Origin of the sequence: Pseudomonas sp. Root562 (assembly GCF_001427125.1) — a bacterium.
Classification (GTDB): Bacteria; Pseudomonadota; Gammaproteobacteria; order Pseudomonadales; family Pseudomonadaceae; genus Aquipseudomonas.
In genome coordinates this window covers 194,229-216,467 of record NZ_LMGK01000003.1, presented here as the reverse complement: position 1 = coordinate 216,467, position 22,239 = coordinate 194,229, and the positions used below count along the sequence as shown (strand labels likewise).

The 22,239-nt window shown below is 61.4% G+C and carries 23 protein-coding genes; 14 read left to right on the top strand and 9 right to left on the bottom strand.

Annotation, left to right across the window (positions count from 1 at the left end; genetic code table 11):
• The coding region (locus ASD60_RS29300) for a hypothetical protein (RefSeq protein WP_236708401.1) at nucleotides 1–524 on the top strand (524 nt) is incomplete at its 5' end.
• Here ASD60_RS29300 and ASD60_RS04825 read toward each other — a convergent pair.
• The 6 genes from ASD60_RS04825 to ASD60_RS04800 form a co-directional block, all read right to left on the bottom strand.
• A complete protein-coding gene (locus ASD60_RS04825) occupies nucleotides 509–1,174 on the bottom strand; it encodes a response regulator transcription factor (protein ID WP_056852902.1) in 666 nt (221 codons plus the stop codon). The genes ASD60_RS29300 and ASD60_RS04825 overlap by 16 nt on opposite strands.
• A gap of 56 nt (nucleotides 1,175–1,230) precedes the next feature.
• Complete coding sequence (locus ASD60_RS04820; RefSeq protein WP_056852901.1) at nucleotides 1,231–1,788, bottom strand: PQQ-dependent catabolism-associated CXXCW motif protein; 558 nt, start codon at nucleotides 1,786–1,788, stop codon at nucleotides 1,231–1,233.
• A 134-nt stretch (nucleotides 1,789–1,922) separates the two neighbouring features.
• Nucleotides 1,923–2,714, bottom strand: a complete 792-nt coding sequence (locus ASD60_RS04815) for an ABC transporter permease (RefSeq protein WP_056852900.1) — start codon at nucleotides 2,712–2,714, stop codon at nucleotides 1,923–1,925.
• Nucleotides 2,711–3,442 carry an ATP-binding cassette domain-containing protein gene (locus tag ASD60_RS04810; RefSeq protein WP_056852899.1) on the bottom strand — a complete coding sequence of 244 codons (732 nt, stop codon included), beginning with the start codon at nucleotides 3,440–3,442 and terminating at the stop codon, nucleotides 2,711–2,713. Before ASD60_RS04810 ends, ASD60_RS04815 begins: the two co-directional genes overlap by 4 nt.
• On the bottom strand, nucleotides 3,439–4,398 hold the full coding sequence (locus ASD60_RS04805; protein ID WP_056852898.1) for a YVTN family beta-propeller repeat protein: 960 nt from the start codon (nucleotides 4,396–4,398) through the stop codon (nucleotides 3,439–3,441). The genes ASD60_RS04810 and ASD60_RS04805 overlap by 4 nt, the downstream gene beginning before the upstream one ends.
• A 30-nt stretch (nucleotides 4,399–4,428) precedes the next feature.
• The gene (locus tag ASD60_RS04800; RefSeq protein ID WP_056852897.1) at nucleotides 4,429–5,613 is read right to left on the bottom strand and encodes an ABC transporter substrate-binding protein; all 1,185 of its coding nucleotides are present in this window, start codon (nucleotides 5,611–5,613) and stop codon (nucleotides 4,429–4,431) included.
• Nucleotides 5,614–5,823: 210 nt separating this feature from the next.
• Here ASD60_RS04800 and pedF point away from each other — a divergent pair, with 210 nt between their 5' ends.
• From pedF to ASD60_RS04740, 13 genes are all read left to right on the top strand, one after another.
• A complete protein-coding gene (gene pedF / locus ASD60_RS04795) occupies nucleotides 5,824–6,285 on the top strand; it encodes a cytochrome c-550 PedF (protein WP_056852896.1) in 462 nt (153 codons plus the stop codon).
• A 3-nt stretch (nucleotides 6,286–6,288) separates the two neighbouring features.
• The gene (locus tag ASD60_RS04790; RefSeq protein ID WP_056852895.1) at nucleotides 6,289–7,164 is read left to right on the top strand and encodes a substrate-binding periplasmic protein; all 876 of its coding nucleotides are present in this window, start codon (nucleotides 6,289–6,291) and stop codon (nucleotides 7,162–7,164) included.
• 9 nt (nucleotides 7,165–7,173) lie between these two features.
• Complete coding sequence (locus ASD60_RS04785; protein WP_056852894.1) at nucleotides 7,174–7,935, top strand: quinoprotein dehydrogenase-associated SoxYZ-like carrier; 762 nt, start codon at nucleotides 7,174–7,176, stop codon at nucleotides 7,933–7,935.
• Nucleotides 7,936–7,951: 16 nt separating this feature from the next.
• Nucleotides 7,952–8,896, top strand: a complete 945-nt coding sequence (locus tag ASD60_RS04780) for a quinoprotein relay system zinc metallohydrolase 1 (RefSeq protein WP_056852893.1) — start codon at nucleotides 7,952–7,954, stop codon at nucleotides 8,894–8,896.
• A 261-nt stretch (nucleotides 8,897–9,157) separates the two neighbouring features.
• Nucleotides 9,158–10,933, top strand: coding sequence for a PQQ-dependent methanol/ethanol family dehydrogenase (locus tag ASD60_RS04775; RefSeq protein ID WP_056852892.1), 1,776 nt, complete (start codon nucleotides 9,158–9,160; stop codon nucleotides 10,931–10,933).
• Nucleotides 10,934–11,174: 241 nt separating this feature from the next.
• Nucleotides 11,175–12,695 (top strand): acetaldehyde dehydrogenase ExaC, encoded by a 1,521-nt coding sequence (exaC, locus tag ASD60_RS04770; protein WP_056852891.1) that lies wholly within the window; start codon nucleotides 11,175–11,177, stop codon nucleotides 12,693–12,695.
• Between the two features lie 226 nt (nucleotides 12,696–12,921).
• On the top strand, nucleotides 12,922–12,993 hold the full coding sequence (pqqA, locus tag ASD60_RS28010) for a pyrroloquinoline quinone precursor peptide PqqA (RefSeq protein WP_003253598.1): 72 nt from the start codon (nucleotides 12,922–12,924) through the stop codon (nucleotides 12,991–12,993).
• A gap of 55 nt (nucleotides 12,994–13,048) precedes the next feature.
• Nucleotides 13,049–13,963 carry a pyrroloquinoline quinone biosynthesis protein PqqB gene (gene pqqB / locus ASD60_RS04765; protein WP_056852890.1) on the top strand — a complete coding sequence of 305 codons (915 nt, stop codon included), beginning with the start codon at nucleotides 13,049–13,051 and terminating at the stop codon, nucleotides 13,961–13,963.
• Nucleotides 13,964–14,085: 122 nt separating this feature from the next.
• Nucleotides 14,086–14,838 carry a pyrroloquinoline-quinone synthase PqqC gene (gene pqqC / locus ASD60_RS04760; protein ID WP_056852889.1) on the top strand — a complete coding sequence of 251 codons (753 nt, stop codon included), beginning with the start codon at nucleotides 14,086–14,088 and terminating at the stop codon, nucleotides 14,836–14,838.
• On the top strand, nucleotides 14,835–15,107 hold the full coding sequence (gene pqqD, locus ASD60_RS04755) for a pyrroloquinoline quinone biosynthesis peptide chaperone PqqD (RefSeq protein WP_056852888.1): 273 nt from the start codon (nucleotides 14,835–14,837) through the stop codon (nucleotides 15,105–15,107). Before pqqC ends, pqqD begins: the two co-directional genes overlap by 4 nt.
• Nucleotides 15,085–16,227 (top strand): pyrroloquinoline quinone biosynthesis protein PqqE, encoded by a 1,143-nt coding sequence (gene pqqE / locus ASD60_RS04750; RefSeq protein ID WP_056852887.1) that lies wholly within the window; start codon nucleotides 15,085–15,087, stop codon nucleotides 16,225–16,227. The genes pqqD and pqqE overlap by 23 nt, the downstream gene beginning before the upstream one ends.
• Before the next feature lie 293 nt (nucleotides 16,228–16,520).
• Nucleotides 16,521–17,684 (top strand): alcohol dehydrogenase-like regulatory protein ErcA, encoded by a 1,164-nt coding sequence (gene ercA, locus ASD60_RS04745; RefSeq protein ID WP_056852886.1) that lies wholly within the window; start codon nucleotides 16,521–16,523, stop codon nucleotides 17,682–17,684.
• Nucleotides 17,668–19,395, top strand: coding sequence for a PAS domain-containing hybrid sensor histidine kinase/response regulator (locus tag ASD60_RS04740; RefSeq protein WP_056852885.1), 1,728 nt, complete (start codon nucleotides 17,668–17,670; stop codon nucleotides 19,393–19,395). The genes ercA and ASD60_RS04740 overlap by 17 nt, the downstream gene beginning before the upstream one ends.
• 2 nt (nucleotides 19,396–19,397) lie before the next feature.
• Here ASD60_RS04740 and ASD60_RS04735 read toward each other — a convergent pair whose 3' ends face one another.
• The 3 genes from ASD60_RS04735 to ASD60_RS04725 all read right to left on the bottom strand — a co-directional run bounded on the left by ASD60_RS04735 (nucleotide 19,398) and on the right by ASD60_RS04725 (nucleotide 22,202).
• Nucleotides 19,398–20,270: an aldose 1-epimerase gene (locus tag ASD60_RS04735; protein ID WP_056852884.1), complete on the bottom strand. Its 873-nt coding sequence runs from the start codon at nucleotides 20,268–20,270 to the stop codon at nucleotides 19,398–19,400.
• A 123-nt stretch (nucleotides 20,271–20,393) separates the two neighbouring features.
• On the bottom strand, nucleotides 20,394–21,674 hold the full coding sequence (locus ASD60_RS04730; protein ID WP_056852883.1) for a TRAP transporter large permease: 1,281 nt from the start codon (nucleotides 21,672–21,674) through the stop codon (nucleotides 20,394–20,396).
• A complete protein-coding gene (locus ASD60_RS04725; RefSeq protein WP_056852882.1) occupies nucleotides 21,675–22,202 on the bottom strand; it encodes a TRAP transporter small permease in 528 nt (175 codons plus the stop codon). It lies immediately after the preceding gene.
• Nucleotides 22,203–22,239: the final 37 nt, after the last annotated feature.

Below are 22,239 nucleotides of genomic sequence, written 5' to 3'. Positions count from 1 at the left end.
CAAGCCAGCTCCCACAGTGGATGTGTGCTGTTCACAAAACCCTGTGGGAGTCACTTGCTCGCAAGGCCATGAGCCTGTCGGTGTTTGTGAGGGCCTCATCGCCGGCAAGCCAGCTCCCACAATGGATGTGTGCTGTTCACAAAACCCTGTTGGAGTCACTTGCTCGCAAGGCCATGAGCCTGTCGGTGTTTGTGAGGGCCTCATCGCTGGCAAGCCAGCTCCCACAGTGGATGTGTGCTGTTCACAAAACCCTGTGGGAGTCACTTGCTCGCAAGGCCATGAGCCTGTCGGTGTTTGTGAGGGCCTCATCGCCGGCAAGCCAGCTCCCACAGTGGATGTGTGCTGTTCACAAAACCCTGTGGGAGTCACTTGCTCGCAAGGCCATGAGCCTGTCGGTGTTTGTGAGGGCCTCATCGCCGGCAAGCCAGCTCCCACAGTGGATGTGTGCTGTTCACAAAACCCTGTGGGAGCTGGCTTGCCAGCGATGGAAGCGACGCGATCTTCTGTTTCAACGCCGCAGGTAAGAGCCGAAATCAATATCCCCGGCACTCAGGATCGCCTGCACTCGATTGTGCACGTTGAGCTTGCGCAGGATTGCCGAGACATGGGCCTTGACCGTGGTTTCGGCAATTTCCAGGGTGTAGGCGATCTGCTTGTTCGACTCGCCCTTGGTCATCCGTTCCAGCACTTGCAGTTGCTTGCGGGTCAGGGCTTGCAGCAGTTCGGGCGGGAACGCCGGGGTGTCGTTCATCCGCCGGTGGGTGCTGCTTTTGGCAGTGCGGATGATGTCTGGAGGCAAGTAGACATTGCCATTGAGAATTTGCTGGATGGCGTCGGTCATCTGGGCACGCGGTGACGACTTGGTGATGAAACCCACCGCCCCATAAGTGATGGCTTGCAGGACAATCTGCTTGTCCTGCTCGGCGGAAACGATCACCACTGGAATGGTCGGTGCTTCGTTACGCAGGTTGATCAGGCCATTGAGCCCATGCATGCCGGGCATGTTCAAATCGAGCAGAATCAGGTCCAGGTCGTCATGTTCCTGGGTCAGGGCCAAGGCGCTGTCCAGGTCAGCGGTTTCCATCACTTCGCTGCCGGCAAAACCGTCGCTGATGACGTTGTGAATGGCTTCGCGAAACAGCGGGTGATCGTCGGCAATCAGGATTTTGTACATGGCCTTTCACCTCATTATTTTGATTATGGTGTGGCAATAACACGCAGGCGTAAAGCTCAGGGAAAGGGCTCCGGGCGGGCAGGCGACACTGGCAGACTGGCCGCTTGCCAGGCGTCCAGGCCATCGCGATACCAATACAACGTCTTATAGCCCATGGCGCCCGCACGCTTGACCGCGTTCCAGCTCAACCAGCAGTCAGAGCGGCAATAGAAGACCAGCGGTTGCGTCGGGTCGCCGGCGGTCAGCTTTTTCAGGTGGGCGGCGAAATAATCCTGCCATTGCGGCGTCAGTTCACCGTCGCCGGTATTGGCCAGCCAATGGCTGCCGGGCAGGTTTTCGTGGGGCGTGTCATCGATGAACCGGCCTTGCAGCCATTGCCGCCGGTAGACGTCGATCAGCAGCGGGCGCGGCTGTTGTTCAAGCAACAATTGCAGGGCAGGGGTGTCGACGATGGTGGCGCCTGGTAACTGGGTCGGCGTCGGGCTTCGATACAGGTCGATGCGATAGCCGTCGGCAGAGAACAGTCGGGTATCAGCCTGCGCGACGCCCAGTACGAGGTTCAGCGACAGGGCGGCGAGGCAAGGGCGCAGCAGACAGCGTCGGACACGCGGCATGGGATTGAGTCCTTATAGTTATGGCCTCATTACATGCCAGTCGGGGGACGTTGGGAATGCGACGATAGACAGGGAAACCAGTACTAAAGTAGTAATTTCCCCTGTTGAAGCTCAATTGTGGGAGCGATGTGCTGTCACCCGGCCTTGCGCAAGGCTGCATGCTGTGGGTTGAAGGTCATTACGGCGAACAACGCAAACAGCAGCGTCAGACCCATGCACACCGCCAGCGCCAGTGGATTGAACCGTTCATACAGGGCGAACCGTACCAGCTCCACGGCATGGCTGAACGGATTCACCGCACACAGCCAATACAGCCATTCGCTGGCCTCGCGCATTTTCCACAGCGGGTACAGCGCCGACGACAGGAAAAACATCGGGAAAATCACGAAATTCATCACCCCGGCAAAGTTCTCCAACTGGCGGATCGCGTTCGACAGCAACAGGCCCAGTGCGCTGAGCATCAACGCCACCAGCAGCAGCGCCGGTAACGCCAGCAACAGGCCCATGGCCGGTGGCCGCACGCCATAGGCCCAGGCAATCGCCAGGAACGCATACACCTGCAGCAGCGAAATCAGTGACGTGGCCAGCAGCTTGCTGCACAGCAGGAAGGTACGCGGCAAAGGGCTGGTCAGCAGCACGCGCATGCTGCCCATCTCGCGGTCGTAGACCATCGACAGAGACCCCTGCATGCCGTTGAACAGCAGGATCATGCAGGCCAGGCCGGGAATGATGTAGACCTCGTACGGAATGTAAGTGTCGTAGGGCTCGATGATCGCGATCCCCAGCGCTGCGCGAAAACCGGCTGCGAACACCAGCAACCACAGCAACGGCCGCACCAGGGCGCTGAGAAACCGCGTGCGTTGCAGCACAAAGCGCAGCCACTCGCGCAGCACGATACCGCTGAAACATTGCCAGTAAGCGTTCATTGGGCCACCCCAGATGTCGTAAGGCGAGTGAAGGCCGAGCCGAGGTCGCCGCCGTGCTCCAGGCTCAGGGCATTGGCCTGCCCACTGGCCACCAGCCGGCCTTGATGCAGGATCAACAAGTCATCGCTGGGTTGCACTTCGTCGAGCAGGTGGGTGGTCCAGAGCACACTGATGCGCTCTTCGCGACACAGACTGCGCAGGTGCTGGTTGAGCGCCAGGCGACTTGCCGGGTCGAGCCCGACACTGGCTTCGTCCAGCAACAACAGACGCGGCTGGTGGAGCAGGGCGCGGGCAATTTCCACCCGCCGACGATGACCACCGTTGAGTTCGCGTACGCGTTCACGGCGGCGTTCGGTGAGGGACTGACGGGCCAGCTCGGCGTCGACGCGAAGGTCGGTCTGACGCCGGGACAGGCCATGCAATGCCGCGTGATAACGCAGGTTCTGCTCGACGCTGAGGTCCAGGTCGAGGGTACTTTGCTGGAACACCACGCCCAACTGCCTGAGTGCCGGGCGTGCCGCGCTGCGCAATGAACAGCCACCGACGAGGATCTCGCCGTGCTGCAGATCATAGAGCCGGGTCAGCAGGGCAATCAGGGTCGACTTGCCGGCGCCATTGGGCCCCAGCAGCGCGGCGAAACGCCCGGGCCCCAGGCTGAAACTCACTTTGCGCAAGGCCTCCCGGGCGCCATAGGCAAAGCTCAGGTCAATGACTTCAAGGGCGTTCATGGCGTCACCACCACGCCCCAGGGATAGCGCCCGACCTTCACCGATTTGCTGACCTTGAGACTGTCGACATCGATCACCGAGACATCGCCGCTGACGCCATTGGTGGCCAGTAACTGTTTCTGATCCGGTGTGAACGCCATCTGCCAGACTCGCCGACCCACCAGCAGGTAATCGAGGATCTCGAAAGTCTTGGCATCGATCACCGCCACATGATTGGCCGGGCCGAGTGCGACGAAGCCGTACTTGCCGTCGGCGCTGAGTTTGACGCCGACCGGCTGGACCTTGTCCGGGTGCACACCCTTGATCTGGAAGTTCAGGGTCTTGAGCACGTTGCGGCTGGCCACATCCAGAATGGTCACGGTGCCGCCGATTTCCGCCGAAGCCCACAACTGAGCGCCGTCCGGGGAAAACTCAACGAAACGCGGTCGTTGATCCACCAGGGTGCTGTCGGCCAGCGTCTGGGTGCTGGTGTCGATCCAGTGCAGCATGTTGGTGGTTTCGCTGGTGTTCACTGCCCATTTGCCGTCAGGGCTGACGGCCATGCCTTCGGGTTCGACACCGACGTTGATCTGGCCGAGCACCTTGGAGGTCTCGGTGTCGATCACGGTGACCAGTGCATCGTCTTCGTTGGAGACATACAGCCAGCGGTTGTTGGGGTGCAGGGCAAATTGTTCGGGATCCTTGCCCGAGGGCAATTCCTTGATGATCTTGCGCGTCGCCACATCCATCACCTGAACGCGGTCCGAGTCACTGGCGCAGATGTACAACAGCTTATTGTCATGGGACAGCAGCAGGCCGCGAGGGCGCTGGCCGACCGGCAGGGTCTCGGTGACTTGCAGGGTCTGCATGTCGATCAGGCTCAGGTTGTTGTCCTTTTCGTTGGAGACCCAGGCCGTACTGGCAGCGGCATGGCCGGCGGCGAAGAGCAGGGCGCATGAAAGCAGGGTGCGGCGCATGGCAGATTCCTTGTTGTTGTGGTTATCGGATCACGGAAAGCGGCAAGTAACCTCAGGCTTGTCGTAGCCCAGGCTGTCCATTTCATTGAACGGGTGCAGAAAGCCGTCCTGGGGAGAAGTGCTGACCAGCGCCCGGGGCTGGACAATAGGAATCGGCTGGCGCAACTGGCCGTTCCAGGGCCGGTAACTGAGCTTGCGACCCTTGAAACCGTCGAGGGGCAATTGGTCGCTGATTTGCAGCGTACGGATCGCCATCGGCTCGGTCTGGCGCAACTTGCTCACGGCGCTGGCGATACTGCGCACGGCCATCCAGGCGGCAAAATCGCGGTCATTCATCCAGCGCCCGCTCAGGGCTTCGAAGCGTTTTTGCAATTGGGCGGCGCCGTAGGTTTCCACGGTCTTGTGCCAGCCCACCGGGGTCAGGCCCTGGGTGCCGGCGACCGGGCGCGGGTACCAGGTCTGGTAGGGCACGTATTCGCCGAAGTCGCCACGCTCATCAGCCACCAGTACTACGTCGTATTCGGCAGTCTGGGTGAACAGCGGCATATCGGCCTGGGCGCTGCGGCGCTGGTCGTTATCGAAGCTCCAGGGTTTTTCCGCCACCCATTGCAGGCCGAAGCGCTTGGCTGCGCGGCGCAGGGCGGCGGCATAGGCTTGATCGTCCGGCGTCGGGCCGACAATCAGCAGCGCCCGTTGCCATTTACGCAGCACCAGAAACTGCACCAGTGCATCGGCGAGCATCGCCCGGCTCGGCAAGGTGTGCAGCACGTTGGGCAGGCAATCGGTGGTGCGCAGACTGTCATCGGCACTGCCGGCGTTGAACAGCAGACTGTCGGGCAGTGCCGCACTCAACTGGCGCAGGCTGGCCGCGGGGGCATTGACCACGAACAGGCGCAGGCCTTGTTCATGTTGCGTCTTGGCCGCATCGAGCAAAGCTTCGGGGCTGTCGACGCTGGCGCTGACCAGGCTGTAGCCGTGGTTGAGAAAGCGCCCGGTGCTGTTGCTGTCGATGATCGCCAGTTCGGCGCCGCGCAGCCCGGCATCGGTGGGTTCGGGGATAACGTTCGACAGCAACGGACCCGGATCGGGGCGGTAACCCAGGTAGCCGATTCGCACCTGCAGGGGCGCATCGGCGGCCTGGCTTCGGGTGGCCAGGCCGGCGGCGCAAACAATCGCCAGCAGGTAGATCAGGGCGTAAGGGGCAAGCTGGCGCATAAGGTTCTCCATGACCGTTAGCGCCAGCATAGGAAGCCTGTGGTGCCGTGAAAATATGCAGAAAGTACTGGTGGCGTCCATCCAGCGCCTTACTACCAAGGAAGTAGGCGGCGACCACCAAAGCAGCATGGGGTGAGTGCGGCGCCGTTTCTAAGATGGCTGCCATAGCCTCAGCCAAGAGGTTCTGCGTGCAATCCAGAGGGCATAACAATGACAACAAAACGCAACGCCTTGCTCATCACCGGACTGTTGGCCGGTCTTATCGGCGCGGGCTCCACCTGGGCCCACGGTAATGTGGTGCCGCAGGCCGTCGCCACCCAGGGCCTGACCCCGATCAAGGATGCGGGGGTGCAACTCGATGCTGATGGCTGGGCCGCGGTGAACCCGTATCGCGCCGCGCCGGAACACGACAAGGCGGTGGAGATCGGTGCGTCTGCCTACAACCAGAACTGCGCGGCCTGTCACGGCCTGGAAGCCAAGTCCGGTGGCATCGCCCCGGACTTGCGCATGCTGGATGTCGGCGAGGCGGGCGATGAATGGTTCGTCGAGCGTGTGCGCCATGGCGCGGTACGTGACGGTCGAGTGTACATGCCGAAAATGGCGGATTACCTGAGTCAGGAAGCCCTGTGGGCCGTACGCACTTATCTGGATACCGTGCGCGTCGAGGAGTGACCCATGCGTCTGCTGGCGGTGTTGGTCTGCGCGCTGTCGCTGTGTTTGCAGGCGGTGCACGCGCAGGTACGCAACTACGACGAAATGATCGCCGCCGGTGAGTTGAAGGTGGCGGTCTACAAGGACTTTGCCCCCTACAGCTTTGAGCGTAACGGGCAGCCTCGCGGCGTCGATGTCGAGCTCGCCGAAGCGTTGGCCAAGGCGCTCGGCGTGCGCCTGACGCTGATCTGGGCGCCGGCCGGGGAAAAGCTCGACGACGACCTGCGCGATTACATCTGGCGTGCCAGTGCCTTGCACAACCAGCAACTGGCCGACCTGATGATGCGCGTGCCCTACGACCATGACTACGCGCAGAAGCGCAACGAGCTCGGTGAGCTGGTCAACGGCCAAGTGGTGATGTTCGGTCCGTACCAGACCGAACAATGGCAGGTGGCCTATGACCGCCGACGGCTGGACAAGGTGGCCAGCGTCGCGGTGTTCGAGCAGCACCCGATCGGCGTTGAAGTCGACAGCGTGCCGTCGTTCTACCTGACCTCGGTATTCAACGGCATGCTCGCCGGCAAGACCCATCACTATCCGGGTGTGCCCCAGGCATTTGCCGCGATGAAGGCCGGTGAGGTCGACGCGGTGATGGCCATGCGCGGCGAAATCGACTGGCAGGTGCATGAAGCAGCCGACCCACAAGTAGCACTGGCCGAGAACGCCTACCCGAACATGGGCAAACAGCTGTGGGAAATCGGCATGGCGGTGCATGAAAGCAACCGGCAATTGGCTTATGCCGTGGAAGAGGCCCTGGAAGGCCTGATCCGTGACGGCACGCTGAAGACCCTCTACGGTCATTACGGCCTGCGGTACGACGTGCCCGAGATGTATCAATAGGAGCAGGCGATGAAATGGCGAGGGAGTTGTCTGTTGGCCTGCTGGCTGAGCCTGGCCCCGCACGCGCACGCTATCGATCCCGGTAAGGACCCGGTGCCTTCAGTGATGTGGGCGTTCTATCACCAGCAATTGCTCGGCAATGCGCCGTTCGTTTTTGATGAACGGGTCAAGTTGCTCGCACCGCCGTTTGCCGAAGACGCCCGGCAGGTGCCGCTGGAAATCGACGCTCGGGCGTTCAAGGGCGATGTGGTGAGAATCCTCGCCTGGGCAGAGTTGAACCCGCTGCCGAAAATCGTCGACTTCCAGCCGCTGGGTTCGGTTTTACCCTGGCTGTCATTGCGCATTCGCATTGAGCAGGCAACGCCCTTGCGCGCAGCGGTGTTGACCCGCGACGGCGTGTGGCATGTCGGTTCAGCCCTGATCGACGCGGCGGGTGGCGGCTGCACCGCGCCAAGTGTGGTGCGCACTCAACCGGGCTGGGAGGAGCACATCGGCGAAGTGCTCGGCGGGCGCTATCCCCGGGACGGGTTCAGCCGCTTGCGTATGCAGATAGCCCACCCGATGGACAACGGCATGGTCAGCGGCATTCCGGAATTTTTCATCAACCATGCCGAGTTGCGCGACCACAACGAGCAAGTGCTGGCCCGGCTGGAGCTGTTTCCTGCCGTCAGTGAAAATCCCAGCCTGGCGTTCGATATCGAGGGGGCAGGGCAAACGCGGCTGTTGCTGCGGGACAACAGCGGCAATGAGTTCGATGCGTCGATCCCCTGACCCCAAGGAGCGTGGCATGCGCTGGATCCTGATGATGGTGTTAAGCGTCAGCCTGCCGGTCATGGCCGACCTGGAATACGTGCTCAAGCCCCGGCAGATCGCCGAGGACACCTGGCTGCTGGAGGGCAGTACCGACAATTTCGCCAAGACCAACGGCGGCAACATCGTCAATACCGCGTTCATCGTCACCGAGCGCGGCGTGGTGGTTATCGACACCGGCCCGTCGAAGCGCTACGGCGAAGCGATGCGCAAGGCGATTGCCAGCACCACTGATAAACCGGTGATCGAGGTCTTGCTGACCCATCACCACCCGGACCATGTGCTGGGCAATCAGGCCTTCAGTGACGTGCCGATCGGCGCTTTGGCCGGCACCACCGAGCTGTTGCATCGGCAAGGCGATGCCATGGCCGAGAACATGTACCGGATGGTCGGCGACTGGATGCGCGGTACCGAAGTGGTATTGCCGACGCTGACGCTGACCCCTGGTGTGAAAAGTTTTGGGAATCATGATCTGCGCTTGCTGAGCCTGGGTGGGCATACGGGCGCGGATCTGGCTATTCTCGACCAGCGAACCGGTGTGCTGTTTGCCGGGGACCTGGTGTTTTATCAGCGGGCATTGACCACGCCCAACAGTCCCGGGCTGTCGGTATGGCTGGCGGACATCGCCGCCCTCCAGGGTTTGCCCTGGACACACGTCGTGCCGGGCCATGGACCGGTGGCGAGCGATCGACAACCCTTCGAGCAAATGCGCGATTACCTGAACTGGCTCGATCAGCTCATGCGCGACGGTGCCGCCAATGGCCACGACATGGCGGAGATGATCCGCAGCCCCATCCCTGAACGCTTCGCCGGGATCAACCTGAGCCGTTATGAACTGATCCGCAGCGTCAGCCATCTGTACCCGCGCTACGAGCGCGCACAAATGCCCCGTGTCGATTCCGCCGCGAATAACAGGCAATGATCGTTCCCACGCTCCCGCGTGGGAATGCCTCAAGGGACGCTCCGCGTTCCAGCTTTCGAAAAGGGGCGCGGAGCGTCCCGGGCTGCATTCCCACGCAGAGCGTGGGAACGATCAGTCAGCACTCATCTCCTCCGAACCTGTACCAAGGAACTAGAAATCTCCACATTGCGGCCAATTGTGGCCAGGGCGGCGGCGTCCAAGAATCTGCACCAGACCGGGAAAATTTCCCGGGCATAACAAAAATCCGCAGAGGAAGCCGTCATGACCCAACCCGCACGTCGCCAGCCCTTCGTCTTGAGCCTGCTGCTCAGTGCCATGCTGTTGTCCGGCCAGGCCTTGGCCGGGGTTTCCGACCAGGACATTCTCCAGGACCCAAAGAACCCGGAGCAGGTCGTGACCAACGGCCTGGGCGTTCAGGGGCAGCGCTACAGCCCGCTGGATATTCTCAACGTCGACAACGTCAAGGAGCTGCGGCCGGCCTGGGCGTTCTCCTTCGGCGGAGAAAAACAGCGTGGCCAGCAAGCGCAGCCGATGGTCAAGGACGGCGTGATGTACCTGACCGGCTCCTACTCGCGGGTGTTCGCCGTGGATGCACGCACCGGCAAAAAACTCTGGCAATACGATGCACGCCTGCCCGATGACATCCGCCCTTGCTGTGACGTGATCAACCGTGGCGTTGCGCTGTACGGCGATCTGGTGATTTTCGGCACCCTCGATGCCAAACTCGTGGCGTTGAACAAGGACACCGGCAAGGTGGTCTGGAGCAAGAAAGTCGCCGACCACAAGGAAGGGTATTCGATCAGTGCCGCGCCGCTGGTGATCAATGGCAAGCTGATTACCGGCGTGGCCGGCGGCGAGTTCGGCGTTGTGGGCAAGATCGAAGCCTACGATCCGAAAAACGGTCAGTTGTTGTGGTCGCGGCCAACGGTCGAAGGCCACATGGGCTACGTCTACAAGGACGGCAAAGCGGTGGAGAACGGCATCTCTGGCGGCGAGGCGGGCAAGACCTGGCCTGGCGACCTCTGGAAAACCGGCGGTGCCGCCCCCTGGCTCGGCGGTTATTACGACCCGGAAACCAACTTGCTGCTGTTCGGCACCGGTAACCCGGCGCCGTGGAACTCGCACCTGCGCCCTGGCGACAACCTCTACTCTTCGTCGCGCCTGGCGCTCAACCCGGACGACGGCACCATCAAGTGGCACTTCCAGAGCACACCCCACGACGGTTGGGACTACGACGGCGTGAACGAGCTGGTGTCGTTCAACTACAGCGAAGGCGGCAAGGAGATCAAGGCAGCGGCCACGGCCGACCGAAACGGTTTCTTCTACGTGCTCGACCGCACCAACGGCAAATTCATCCGTGGCTTCCCGTTCGTGGACAAGATCACCTGGGCCACCGGCCTGGATAAGGACGGCCGGCCGATCTACAACGAAGCCAGCCGTCCCGGCGCCCCGGGTTCCGAAGCCAAGGGCAGCTCGGTGTTCGTTGCGCCGGCGTTCCTCGGTGCGAAAAACTGGATGCCGATGGCTTATAACAGAGACACCGGACTGTTCTATGTGCCGTCCAACGAATGGGGTATGGACATCTGGAACGAAGGCATCGCCTACAAAAAAGGCGCGGCGTTCCTCGGCGCGGGTTTCACCATCAAGCCATTGAACGAGGACTACATCGGCGTGCTGCGCGCCATCGACCCGAAAACCGGCAAGGAAGTCTGGCGTCACAAGAACTACGCGCCGCTGTGGGGCGGCGTGCTGACCACCAAGGGCAACCTGGTGTTCACCGGCACGCCTGAAGGTTTCCTGCAGGCGTTCAACGCCAAGACCGGCGAAAAGGTCTGGGAATTCCAGACCGGTTCCGGCGTACTCGGCTCGCCCGTGACCTGGGAAATGGACGGCGAACAATACGTCTCGGTGCTGTCCGGCTGGGGCGGCGCGGTGCCATTGTGGGGCGGCGAAGTGGCCAAGCGCGTGAAGGACTTCAACCAGGGCGGCATGCTCTGGACGTTCAAGTTGCCCAAAGACCTGGTCGCCAAGCACTGATCGCTGCAATTGATCGTTCCCACGCTCTGCGTGGGAAAGCAGCCCGGGACGCTCTGCGTCCCAAAAGCCGAACGCGGAGCGTCCGTTGAGGCATTCCCACGCGGAGCGTGGGAACGATCACCTACTACCAAATAACGAGAGTCCCTCCTGCCAACGATGCATTCGTCTGGCACTCGGGGCTCTCTAGTATCGGCTCATCGTCTGTCAGTACGACAGGCATCGACCCAGACAGAGGCCCACCATGATCTACGCACAACCCGGAACCCCAGGCGCCGTCATTACCTTCAAACCGCGCTACGGCAATTTCATCGGCGGCGAGTTCGTCGCGCCGATCAATGGCGAATACTTCACCAACACCTCGCCGGTCAACGGTGAAGTGATCGCCGAGTTCCCGCGTTCCAGCGCCGCCGACATCGAAAAAGCCCTCGACGCCGCCCATGCTGCTGCTGATGCCTGGGGCAAGACCTCGGCCCAGGACCGTTCCCTGGTATTGCTGAAAATCGCCGACCGCATCGAACAGAACCTCGAGGTCCTGGCCGTCACCGAAACCTGGGACAACGGCAAGGCCGTGCGCGAAACTTTGAACGCCGACGTGCCGCTGGCGGCCGACCACTTCCGCTACTTCGCCGGCTGCATTCGCGCCCAGGAAGGCGGGGCGGCGGAAATCAACGAACTGACCACGGCCTATCACTTCCACGAACCGCTGGGCGTGGTCGGGCAGATCATTCCGTGGAACTTTCCGCTGCTGATGGCCGCCTGGAAACTTGCCCCGGCACTGGCCGCCGGCAACTGCATCGTGCTCAAGCCTGCCGAACAGACGCCGCTGTCGATCATGGTCTTCGCTGAGCTGATCGCTGACCTGCTGCCCGCGGGCGTGCTGAACATCGTCCAGGGTTTCGGGCGCGAAGCGGGCGAAGCGCTGGCTACCAGCAAGCGCATCGCCAAGATCGCCTTCACCGGCTCGACCCCGGTGGGCGCGCACATCATGCATTGCGCCGCCGAGAACATCATCCCGTCCACCGTCGAACTGGGCGGCAAGTCACCGAACATCTTCTTCGAAGACATCATGAACGCCGAGCCGGCGTTCATCGAAAAAGCTGCCGAAGGCCTGGTGTTGGCATTCTTCAACCAGGGCGAGGTTTGCACCTGCCCGTCCCGGGCACTGGTGCAGGAATCGATCTACGAGCCGTTCATGGCCGAAGTGATGAAGAAGATCGTCAAGATCAAGCGCGGCAACCCGCTGGACACCGAGACCATGGTCGGCGCCCAGGCGTCCGAGCAGCAATACGACAAGATTCTCTCGTACCTGACCATTGCCCAGGAGGAGGGCGCTGAATTGCTCACCGGCGGTGCGGCCGAGCGTCTGGAGGGCGACCTGTCCAGCGGTTACTACATCCAGCCGACCCTGCTCAAGGGCCACAACAAGATGCGCGTGTTCCAGGAAGAAATCTTCGGCCCGGTGGTGGGCGTGACGACCTTCAAGGATGAAGCCGAGGCCCTGGCGATTGCCAACGACAGTGAGTTCGGCCTCGGCGCCGGCCTGTGGACCCGCGACATCAACCGCGCCTATCGCATGGGGCGGGCGATCAAGGCCGGTCGGGTGTGGACCAACTGCTACCACCTGTACCCGGCGCACGCCGCGTTCGGTGGCTACAAGAAGTCCGGCGTCGGTCGCGAGAACCACAAGATGATGCTCGATCACTATCAGCAGACCAAAAACCTGCTGGTGAGCTACGACATCAATCCGCTGGGTTTCTTCTGATCCCACACGAAACCGTGTAACGGCCATCGCGGGCAAGCCTTGCTCCTACAGGATCGGACACTACCTGTAGGAGCAAGGCTTGCCCGCGATTTGGCCGTCTCTGACACCCCGCGCACCCCCTACCAAATCACCCCGCCAACTCCTTCGAAAGTAGCATTCGGGCACTCAACGCCCCATGCATTAATGGCTCTACCGGAATCACCCGGCACAAGAAGAGGAATGACCCATGTGGACTAAACCCGCGTTTACCGATCTGCGCATTGGCTTCGAAGTGACGATGTATTTCGCCAACCGTTGATTGACCACCCGGCCAGCCGCTGTGTTGGCCGGGCCTGCCTTCCGGAGCATCCGCCATGCATATCCGCGTTCTTGGTTCCGCCGCTGGCGGAGGTTTCCCGCAGTGGAACTGCAACTGCCGCCAGTGCGCCGGTGTGCGCGATGGCAGCTTGCGGGCGCAGCGTCGTACGCAGTCGTCGATTGCCTTGAGTGACGACGGTGTGGAGTGGGTACTGTGCAATGCGTCACCGGACATCCGCACGCAACTCGAGAGTTTTGCCCCGATGCAACCGGCACGGCACCTGCGTGACAGCGCCATCGCCGGCATCGTCCTGCTGGACAGCCAGATCGACCATTGCACCGGTTTGCTCAGCCTGCGCGAAGGCTGCCCGCATGACGTGTGGTGCACCGAGCGCGTGCATCGGGACCTGAGCAGCGGTTTCCCGTTGTTCACCATGCTTGAGCACTGGAACGGCGGTTTGCACTGGCAACCGCTGAGCCTCGATCGCCAGCCGTTCCATATTCCGGCCTGCGGGCATTTGCGATTTCACGCGATACCGCTGGTGAGCAATGCGCCGCCGTACTCGCCCAATCGTGGCAACCCGCAACCGGGCGATACCATTGGCCTGTTCATCGAAGATGTGCGCAGCGGCGCCTCGTTGTTCTATGCGCCGGGCCTTGGCCAGATTGACGATGAAGTCCTGGGCTGGATGCAACGTGCCGATTGTCTGCTGCTGGACGGCACCCTGTGGCGCGACGACGAGATGCTTATCTGCGAAGTTGGCCAGAGCCTGGGCAGCGACATGGGGCACCTCCCACAAAGCGGCCCCGGCGGGATGCTGGAGTTGCTGGAGGGTTTGAACCGCCAGCGCAAGGTGCTGATCCACATCAACAACACCAACCCGATCCTTGATGAAGACTCGGCCGAGCGGGCTTTGCTGGAGCGGCGGGGGATTGAAGTGGCTTATGACGGCATGAGTATTGAGCTGTAGCGAAGGACGCCTTCGCGGGCAAGCCCGCTCCCACAGGGTTCGGCAGTGTCCACAAAACCTGTGGCAGCGGGCTTGCCCGCGAAGAGGCCGGAACAGACACCGAAGATTCCCGGAGACCCGCAATGACCGACACACCCATGTCCCCCAGCGAGTTCGAAGCCGCCCTGCGTGCCAAGGGCGCCTACTACCACATCCACCATCCATTCCATCAAGCCATGTACGCCGGCCGCGCCAGCCGCGAGCAGATCCAGGGTTGGGTCGCCAATCGTTTCTATTATCAGGTCAACATCCCGCTCAAAGACGCCGCGATTCTCGCCAATTGTCCGGACCGCGACGTGCGTCGGGAATGGCTGCAACGGATTCTCGACCACGATGGCGTTCCCGGCAGCGAGGGCGGTATCGAAGCCTGGTTGCGTCTTGGCGAAGCGGTAGGTTTGGATCGCGAGCAAATCCTGTCCCAGGAATTGGTGCTGCCTGGCGTGCGTTTTGCGGTGGACGCCTACGTCAATTTCGCCCGTCGCGCCTGTTGGCAGGAAGCGGCCAGCAGTTCATTGACCGAGTTGTTCGCGCCACAGATCCATCAATCGCGGCTCGACGCCTGGCCGACCCATTACCCGTGGATCGACACCGCCGGCTATGACTATTTCCGCACGCGCTTGAGCCAGGCCAGACGCGATGTCGAACACGGGTTGCGCATCACGCTGACGCACTACGTGACCGCCGAGGGGCAGCAGCGGATGCTGCAGATCCTGCAATTCAAGCTCGACGTGCTGTGGAGCATGCTCGATGCCATGAGCATGGCCTACGAGCTCGAACGCCCGCCGTATCATACGGTCACCGACGATAAGGTCTGGCACCGGGGGATCGCGTTGTGAACCTGATCAACCGTCAGCAGTCACCCGCCCTGCGTCGGGGTTTTCGCCTGCAATGGGAGCCCCGACAGGACTGCCACGTGCTGCTTTATCCCGAAGGCATGATCAAGCTCAACGCCAGTGCCGGGCAGATTCTCAACCTGGTGGATGGTCAACGTAGCGTGGCGGCGATCATCGAACAACTGAGTGCGAACTTCCCCGGCGTACCCGGAATCGACGAAGACGTGCTGGCGTTTCTGGAGGTGGCCCATGCGCAGTTCTGGATCGAATGAGGCGCTTCCCGGACCGCCCTTGTGGCTGCTCGCCGAACTGACCTATCGCTGCCCGCTGCAATGTCCTTATTGCTCCAACCCACTGGATTTTGCCCGGCACGGCGAGGAGCTGAGCACGCAAGAATGGATTCGTGTGTTCCGCGAAGCGCGGGACATGGGCGCCGCGCAATTGGGCTTTTCCGGCGGTGAACCCTTGGTGCGCCAGGACCTCGCTGAACTGATCAAGGCCGCCCGGGACATGGGCTACTACACCAACCTGATCACCTCCGGTATCGGCCTGACCGAGCAGAAAATTCGCGACTTCAAGATCGCCGGGCTGGATCACATCCAGATCAGCTTCCAGGCGGCCGACGAAACGGTGAACAACATGCTCGCCGGCTCGCACAAGGCCTTTGCCCAGAAGCTCGCCATGGCCCGTGCGGTGAAAGCCCAGGGCTATCCGATGGTGCTGAACTTCGTCACCCATCGGCACAACATCGACCGGATCGCGCAGATCATCGAGCTGTGCCTGGAGCTGGAGGCGGACTTTGTCGAATTGGCCACCTGCCAGTTCTACGGCTGGGCGGAACTCAACCGCGTCGGCCTGCTGCCCACCCGCGAGCAATTGCAGCGCGCCGAGCGCATCACTAACCAATACCGTGAACGCCTTGAAGCCCAGGGCCACCCGTGCAAGCTGATTTTCGTCACCCCGGACTATTACGAAGAACGTCCCAAAACCTGCATGAACGGCTGGGCCAACCTGTTTCTCGACATCACCCCGGATGGCACGGCCTTGCCCTGTCACAGCGCCCGACAATTGCCGGTAGCGTTTCCCAACGTGCGCGAACACAGCATCGCGCACATCTGGAACGACTCCTTCGGTTTCAATCGTTTTCGCGGCGATGACTGGATGAAAGAGCCGTGCCGCTCCTGCGATGAAAAACACAAGGACCTGGGCGGCTGCCGTTGCCAAGCCTTCATGCTGACCGGCGATGCGAGCAATGCCGACCCGGTGTGCAGCAAGTCGCCGCATCACGGGGTGATTCTCAAGGCCCGCGAAGAAGCCGAAACGTCGGGGGTGGGGATCGAGCACCTGACGTTGCGCAATGCGAAAGCTTCACAGCTGATCTACCGCGGCTAGCCTGGCGAGCGTCATGCTGTTCACATAAGGACAAACACCCGCGGCGAGGGAGCTTGTCGGATCGCCGCACCGTCCCACTGGACTGCGCAGCAGTCCCTTTTAGGGCCGCTTCGCGCCCCAGCGGGAGCAAGCTCCCTCGCCACAAGGGTGCGAACGTTCTTTTAGGTGAACAGCATGACCCTACAGGGGTGCGGCGGTGAGTCCGGATGGGCTACCCATTGGTCTGATTGCATTCGCAGCTGGATGGTTTAGTGTGGTTTGTACTTTCCAAAACAATAAAAACAGGCTTTCAAATGAGCCAGAGTCTCAACCAGCTGCGTAAATTCGTTTCGCCTGAAATCATCTTCGGTGCCGGCAGTCGGCATAGCGTCGGTAACTACGCCAAGACCTTTGGTGCGCGCAAGGTGCTGGTGGTCAGTGATCCCGGTGTAATTGCCGCCGGCTGGGTTGCCGATGTCGAAGCCAGCCTGCAAGCGCTGGGCATCGAATACTGCCTTTACAGTGACGTCTCACCCAACCCACGGGTCGAAGAAGTCATGCTCGGCGCCGAAATGTACCGGGAAAACCACTGCGACGTGATCGTTGCCGTCGGAGGTGGCAGCCCGATGGACTGCGGTAAAGGCATCGGCATTGTGGTTGCCCATGGCCGCAGCATTCTCGAGTTCGAGGGCGTCGACACCATTCGCGTGCCCAGCCCGCCGCTGATCCTGATTCCGACCACCGCCGGCACGTCGGCGGACGTCTCGCAATTCGTGATCATTTCCAACCAGCAGGAGCGCATGAAGTTTTCCATCGTCAGCAAAGCCGTGGTGCCAGACGTTTCGCTGATCGACCCGGAAACCACCCTGAGCATGGACCCGTTCCTGTCGGCCTGTACTGGTATCGACGCGTTGGTGCATGCCATCGAAGCCTTCGTGTCCACCGGCCATGGGCCGCTGACCGATCCGCATGCGCTGGAGGCCATGCGCCTGATCAATGGCAACCTGGTGCAGATGATCGCCAACCCGGGCGACATCGCATTGCGCGAGAAAATCATGCTGGGCAGCATGCAGGCCGGGCTGGCGTTCTCCAACGCCATCCTCGGTGCGGTGCATGCGATGTCCCACAGCCTCGGCGGCTTTCTCGATCTGCCCCATGGCCTGTGCAACGCGGTGCTGGTCGAGCATGTAGTGGCGTTCAATTACAACTCGGCGCCGGACCGTTTCAAGGTGATCGCCGAAACCCTGGGCATCGATTGCCGCGGCTTGAATCACCGGCAGATCTGTGGGCGTCTGGTCGAACACCTGATCGCCCTCAAACATGCCATCGGTTTTCACGAAACCCTCGGTTTGCATGGGGTCAGGACTTCGGACATTCCGTTCCTGTCACAGCATGCGATGGACGATCCCTGCATCCTGACCAACCCTCGCGAGTCCAGCCAGCGTGATGTCGAGGTTGTCTATGGCGAAGCCCTCTGACGAGCAGCAACGGGCGCTGGCCGGATTGCTCGGGCTGGGCAGCCATTCAGCGCGCAAGAGCCATTACCCGGAACTCGCCGCGCGTCTGGACGAGCTGGAGGCGGAGCGTAATCGCTACAAATGGCTGTTCGAAAACGCCGTCCACGGGATCTTCCAGGCCAGCCTGCAAGATGGCATGCGCGCCGCCAACCCGGCCTTGGCGCGCATGCTCGGCTACCAGAACCCACAGGAAGTGCTGTTTTCCCTGAGCGATCTGGCCAGTACCCTGTTCGTTGACGGCGCGCAGGAGCTGGAGAACATCGGCGAAATTCTCCGGCACCAAAGCAGTCTGCACGGCTATGAAACCCGGTTGCGGCGCAAGGATGGCAGTCATCTCGATGTCTTGATGAACTTGCTGCTCAAGCCTGGGCAGGAGGGGCTGGTGGAGGGCTTTGTCGCTGACATCACCGAGCGCAAGTTGGCCCAGCAACATTTACAGCAACTCAATGACGAATTGGAACGACGGGTCACTGCGCGAACCGATGAGTTGCTCGAAGCCAACCGAAACCTTCAGCAGCAAATCACCCAGCGCAAGCAGATCGCCAAGGCCTTGCGCGACGCCCGCGATGCCGCCGAGGCCGCCAATCACAGCAAGGACAAGTACCTCGCCGCCGCCAGCCACGACCTGTTGCAACCGCTGAATGCTGCGCGGTTGCTGATTTCGACCTTGCGCGAGCGCACATTGCCGGAAGCCGAGCAGGTGCTGGTGGAGCGCACTCACCAGGCCCTGGAAGGGGCCGAGGACCTGCTGACCGATCTGCTCGACATTTCCCGGCTCGATCAGGCGGCGGTCAAACCAGACGTCGCCGCGTATCGCCTCGATGAACTGTTCGGGCCGCTGGTGTCGGAGTTCCAGTCGGTCGCGCAGGCGGCAGGCTTGAACCTGCGAGTGCACCACGTTGATTGCGCCATCAGCACCGATTTGCGCCTGATGACGCGGATCCTGCGAAACTTCCTCAGCAACGCCTGCCGCTACACCGATGAAGGCAGCATTTTGCTGGGCGCTCGGCGCCGCGGCGAAAGGTTGCGCGTGGAGGTTTGGGATACCGGACGTGGCATCGCTGCCGATCGGCTCGATTCGATTTTCCTCGAGTTCAATCAGCTGGACGTCGGCCGTGCTGCCGACCGCAAGGGCGTGGGCCTGGGGCTGGCGATCGTTGAGCGTATCGCCAAGATCCTTGGCTACAAAGTCGATGTGCATTCGGTGCCGGGCCGCGGTTCGATGTTCAGCATCGAGGTGCCGCTGTCCGATGAAGTTCCGTTACCGGTGAGTCAGGCAGTGCCGCTGCCTGGCACTGGCAACCCGTTGCCGGGACGCCGTCTGCTGGTGCTGGACAATGAAGTGAGTATTCTCCAAAGCATGAGCGCATTGCTCGGGCAGTGGGGCTGTGATGTGGTGATCGCCACCGATGAAGCGTCGGCGCTGGCGGCGTTGCAGGGGCGGGCGCCGGAATTGATTCTGGCGGACTATCACCTTGATCACGGGGTGGTCGGCTGTGACGTGGTGCGGCATTTGCGCGAGCATTTCCAGCACAACATTGCGGCGGTCATCATCACGGCAGACCGCACCGACCATTGTCGGCGGGCATTGCAGCGACTCAACGCACCGTTGCTGAACAAACCGGTGAAGCCCGGCAAGTTGCGGGCGGTATTGAGTCAGCTACTGGGCTAGTGCTACTGGAGCGCTCGATATTGCAGGCTGAAAGCCAATTGCGCGGTTTGACCTTGCTCCAGCAAGCGTAACCCCGGCCTACCGGGCAGATGATGCGCGTTGACGGGATGGCTGACCGGTTCGATACAGAAAAAGTCCAGGCCGACGGGGCAGTACAGCAGGTAATAACTGCTGTCGGTGGCTTGGCATTCCAGCTCATAACCGAGGTCCGGTTGCTGGATCAGGCAGCGACCATCCCATTCGCAGAAGCCATTGTCGACCAGGGTTTCGGGCAACGCGTTAAGTTGCTGGAAGTCCCATTGTGCGGGTACTGAGCCCAAGTGGGTCGGCAATTTCGTCGAATCGCAGAACCACACCTGGCGAGCCGGCGCCAGCAACCGGGTGTTGGCGGTGCGCGGCAGATACGGATGCAGCCCAAGACCATGCCAGACGGCTTGTTCGGCCTGATGCGTCACGCTCAGTTCAATGCTCAGCTTGCCATCGTCCAGATGGAAGCGCTGACGGGCGCAGTAGGCAAAAGGGCAGGCGCTGTCGAGTTGCAGGACCACTTCATTGGCGGTTGACGAAACCACCTGCCACGGTTGCTGCCAGGCACTGCCATGAATCGGCAGCGGATCGGTGAGGCTGTTGGGTGTCAGGGCGAGCCAGCCATCGGGGCAGTCGAAACCGCCTTCGGCAATCCGGTTCGACCAGGGCACCAGAGGAAAACAGCCCAGTTTGCCGGGCAAGCCGGTATTGAGGGCGTGAGCGTCGGCGTGGCGCAACAACGGTTGACCCGTGCTGCGCACGGTCCAATTGACAATGCTGCCGCCCAGTTCAGGGGCGAGGGTGAGGCGGGTGAACGGGTCTTCGAGTTCGAGCAGGGTTGGCGACATGGTAACCAGCTGTAGAAATGTTGGACGGGACAACAATGAAATCCTCTGTAGAAGCACGGCTTGCCGGCGATGGCATGCGTGAGATCACTATCGCCGGCAAGCCGTGCTCCTGCAGGACAAGGATTACAACACCAGATGCGGCAACCACAGCGACAGCGCAGGAATGTACGTCACGGCCATCAGCACCAGGAACAGCACGCCGTAGAACGGCAGCAGTGCCTTGACGGTCGATTCGATACTGACTTTACCCACGGCCGACCCCACAAAGAGTACCGCACCCACCGGCGGTGTTATCAATCCGATCCCCAGGTTCACCAGCATGATCATGCCGAACTGTACCGGGTCCACGCCAATGCCCAGGATCACTGGCATCAGGATCGGCGTCAGGATCAGGATCAGCGGCGCCATGTCCATCACGGTGCCCAGCAACAGCAACATGACGTTGATGCACATCAGGATCACGTAACGGTTGTCCGACAGGGTCAGGAACATCGTGGTGATTTTCGCCGGGATCTGCATCAGCGTCATGATGTAGCCGAAGCTGGCGGCAAAGCCAATCAGGATCATCACGATCGAAATCGTGCGCACCGTGCGATGCATCAGTTTCGGCAGTTCGCTCCACTTGTAGTCACGGTAGATGAACATGGTCACGAAGAATGACCACAGCACGGCGATGGCCGCCGACTCGGTCGCGGTGAAAATCCCCGAGAGAATGCCGCCAAGGATGATCACCATCGCCATCAGGCCCCACAGCGCTTCGCCGCAGATCTTCAGCGCTTCGCGCATCGGAATGACTTCGCCCTTGGGGTAGTCGCGCTTCTTGGCGAAGATCAGGCACAGCACCATCAGGCACGCGCTCATCAGCAGGCCCGGCACCACACCGGCCATGAACAACGAGGCAATCGACACCGTGCCGCCAGCCGCCAGCGAGTAGAGCACCGAGTTGTGGCTAGGCGGGGTCAGCAGGGCTTGTACCGAACCGCTGACGGTGACCGCCGTGGCGAATTCACGGGGATAGCCGCGACGCTCCATCTCTGGAATCAGTACCGAACCGACCGAAGCGGTGTCCGCCACCGAAGAACCGGAGATCGCCCCGAAGAAGGTCGAGGCCATGATGTTGACCAGCGACAAGCCGCCGCGCACGAAACCCACCAGCACACCGGCGAACGCCACCAGGCGGCGGGACATGCCGCCCTCGGCCATGATCGCGCCGGCCAGTACAAAAAACGGAATCGCCAGCAGGGAGAATTTGTTCACGCCCCCGGCCACTTGAATCATCAGTGCCTGGAACGGAATGTCGATCCAGAATGCGCCGATCAGCGCAGAGAGCCCCAGCGCATAGGCTACAGGCATGCCGATCAGGATTAGCGCGATGAAACTGCCCAGCAGAATAAAAGCGTCCATTCAGGCAGCCCCTTCGTTTTCTTCAACGAGGTCGAAACGCACGACCCGACGGTTGCTCTGGTCGCCGAGCAAGAGTTTTTCCAGGACAAAGATCAGCGTCAACACGCCGCCCACCGGAATCGGCATGTAGGTGATGCCCACACGCAGCGTCGGCAGGGCACTCATGAACTGGTTCCAGGTCGACAGACACAGCTTGGTGCCCCAGATCGCCATGAACAGGCTGATGGTGGCCATCAACAGTTGAGAAAACACCCCCACAGCCTTGCGCGTATTCGGTTGCATACGGTCAGTGAGCATCGCCACCGCCATGTGCGAACCGGAGCGGTAGCTGGCGGCGGCGCCGATGAAAGTGAACACCATCATCAGCAGAATCGCCGTAGGCTCAGGCCAGCTGGAGCCGGTGCCAAGCACATATCGGGCAAATACACCCCAAGGGATGATCAGCGCAATGGCCAGAACGGAGAGCCCGGCGACCCAGATACAGGTCATGTAGAGCTTGTCATTGAAACGTAGCAGCAGATTCTTCATCGGGTTCCACCGTAACCGGGCGCGCACAGACCTACAG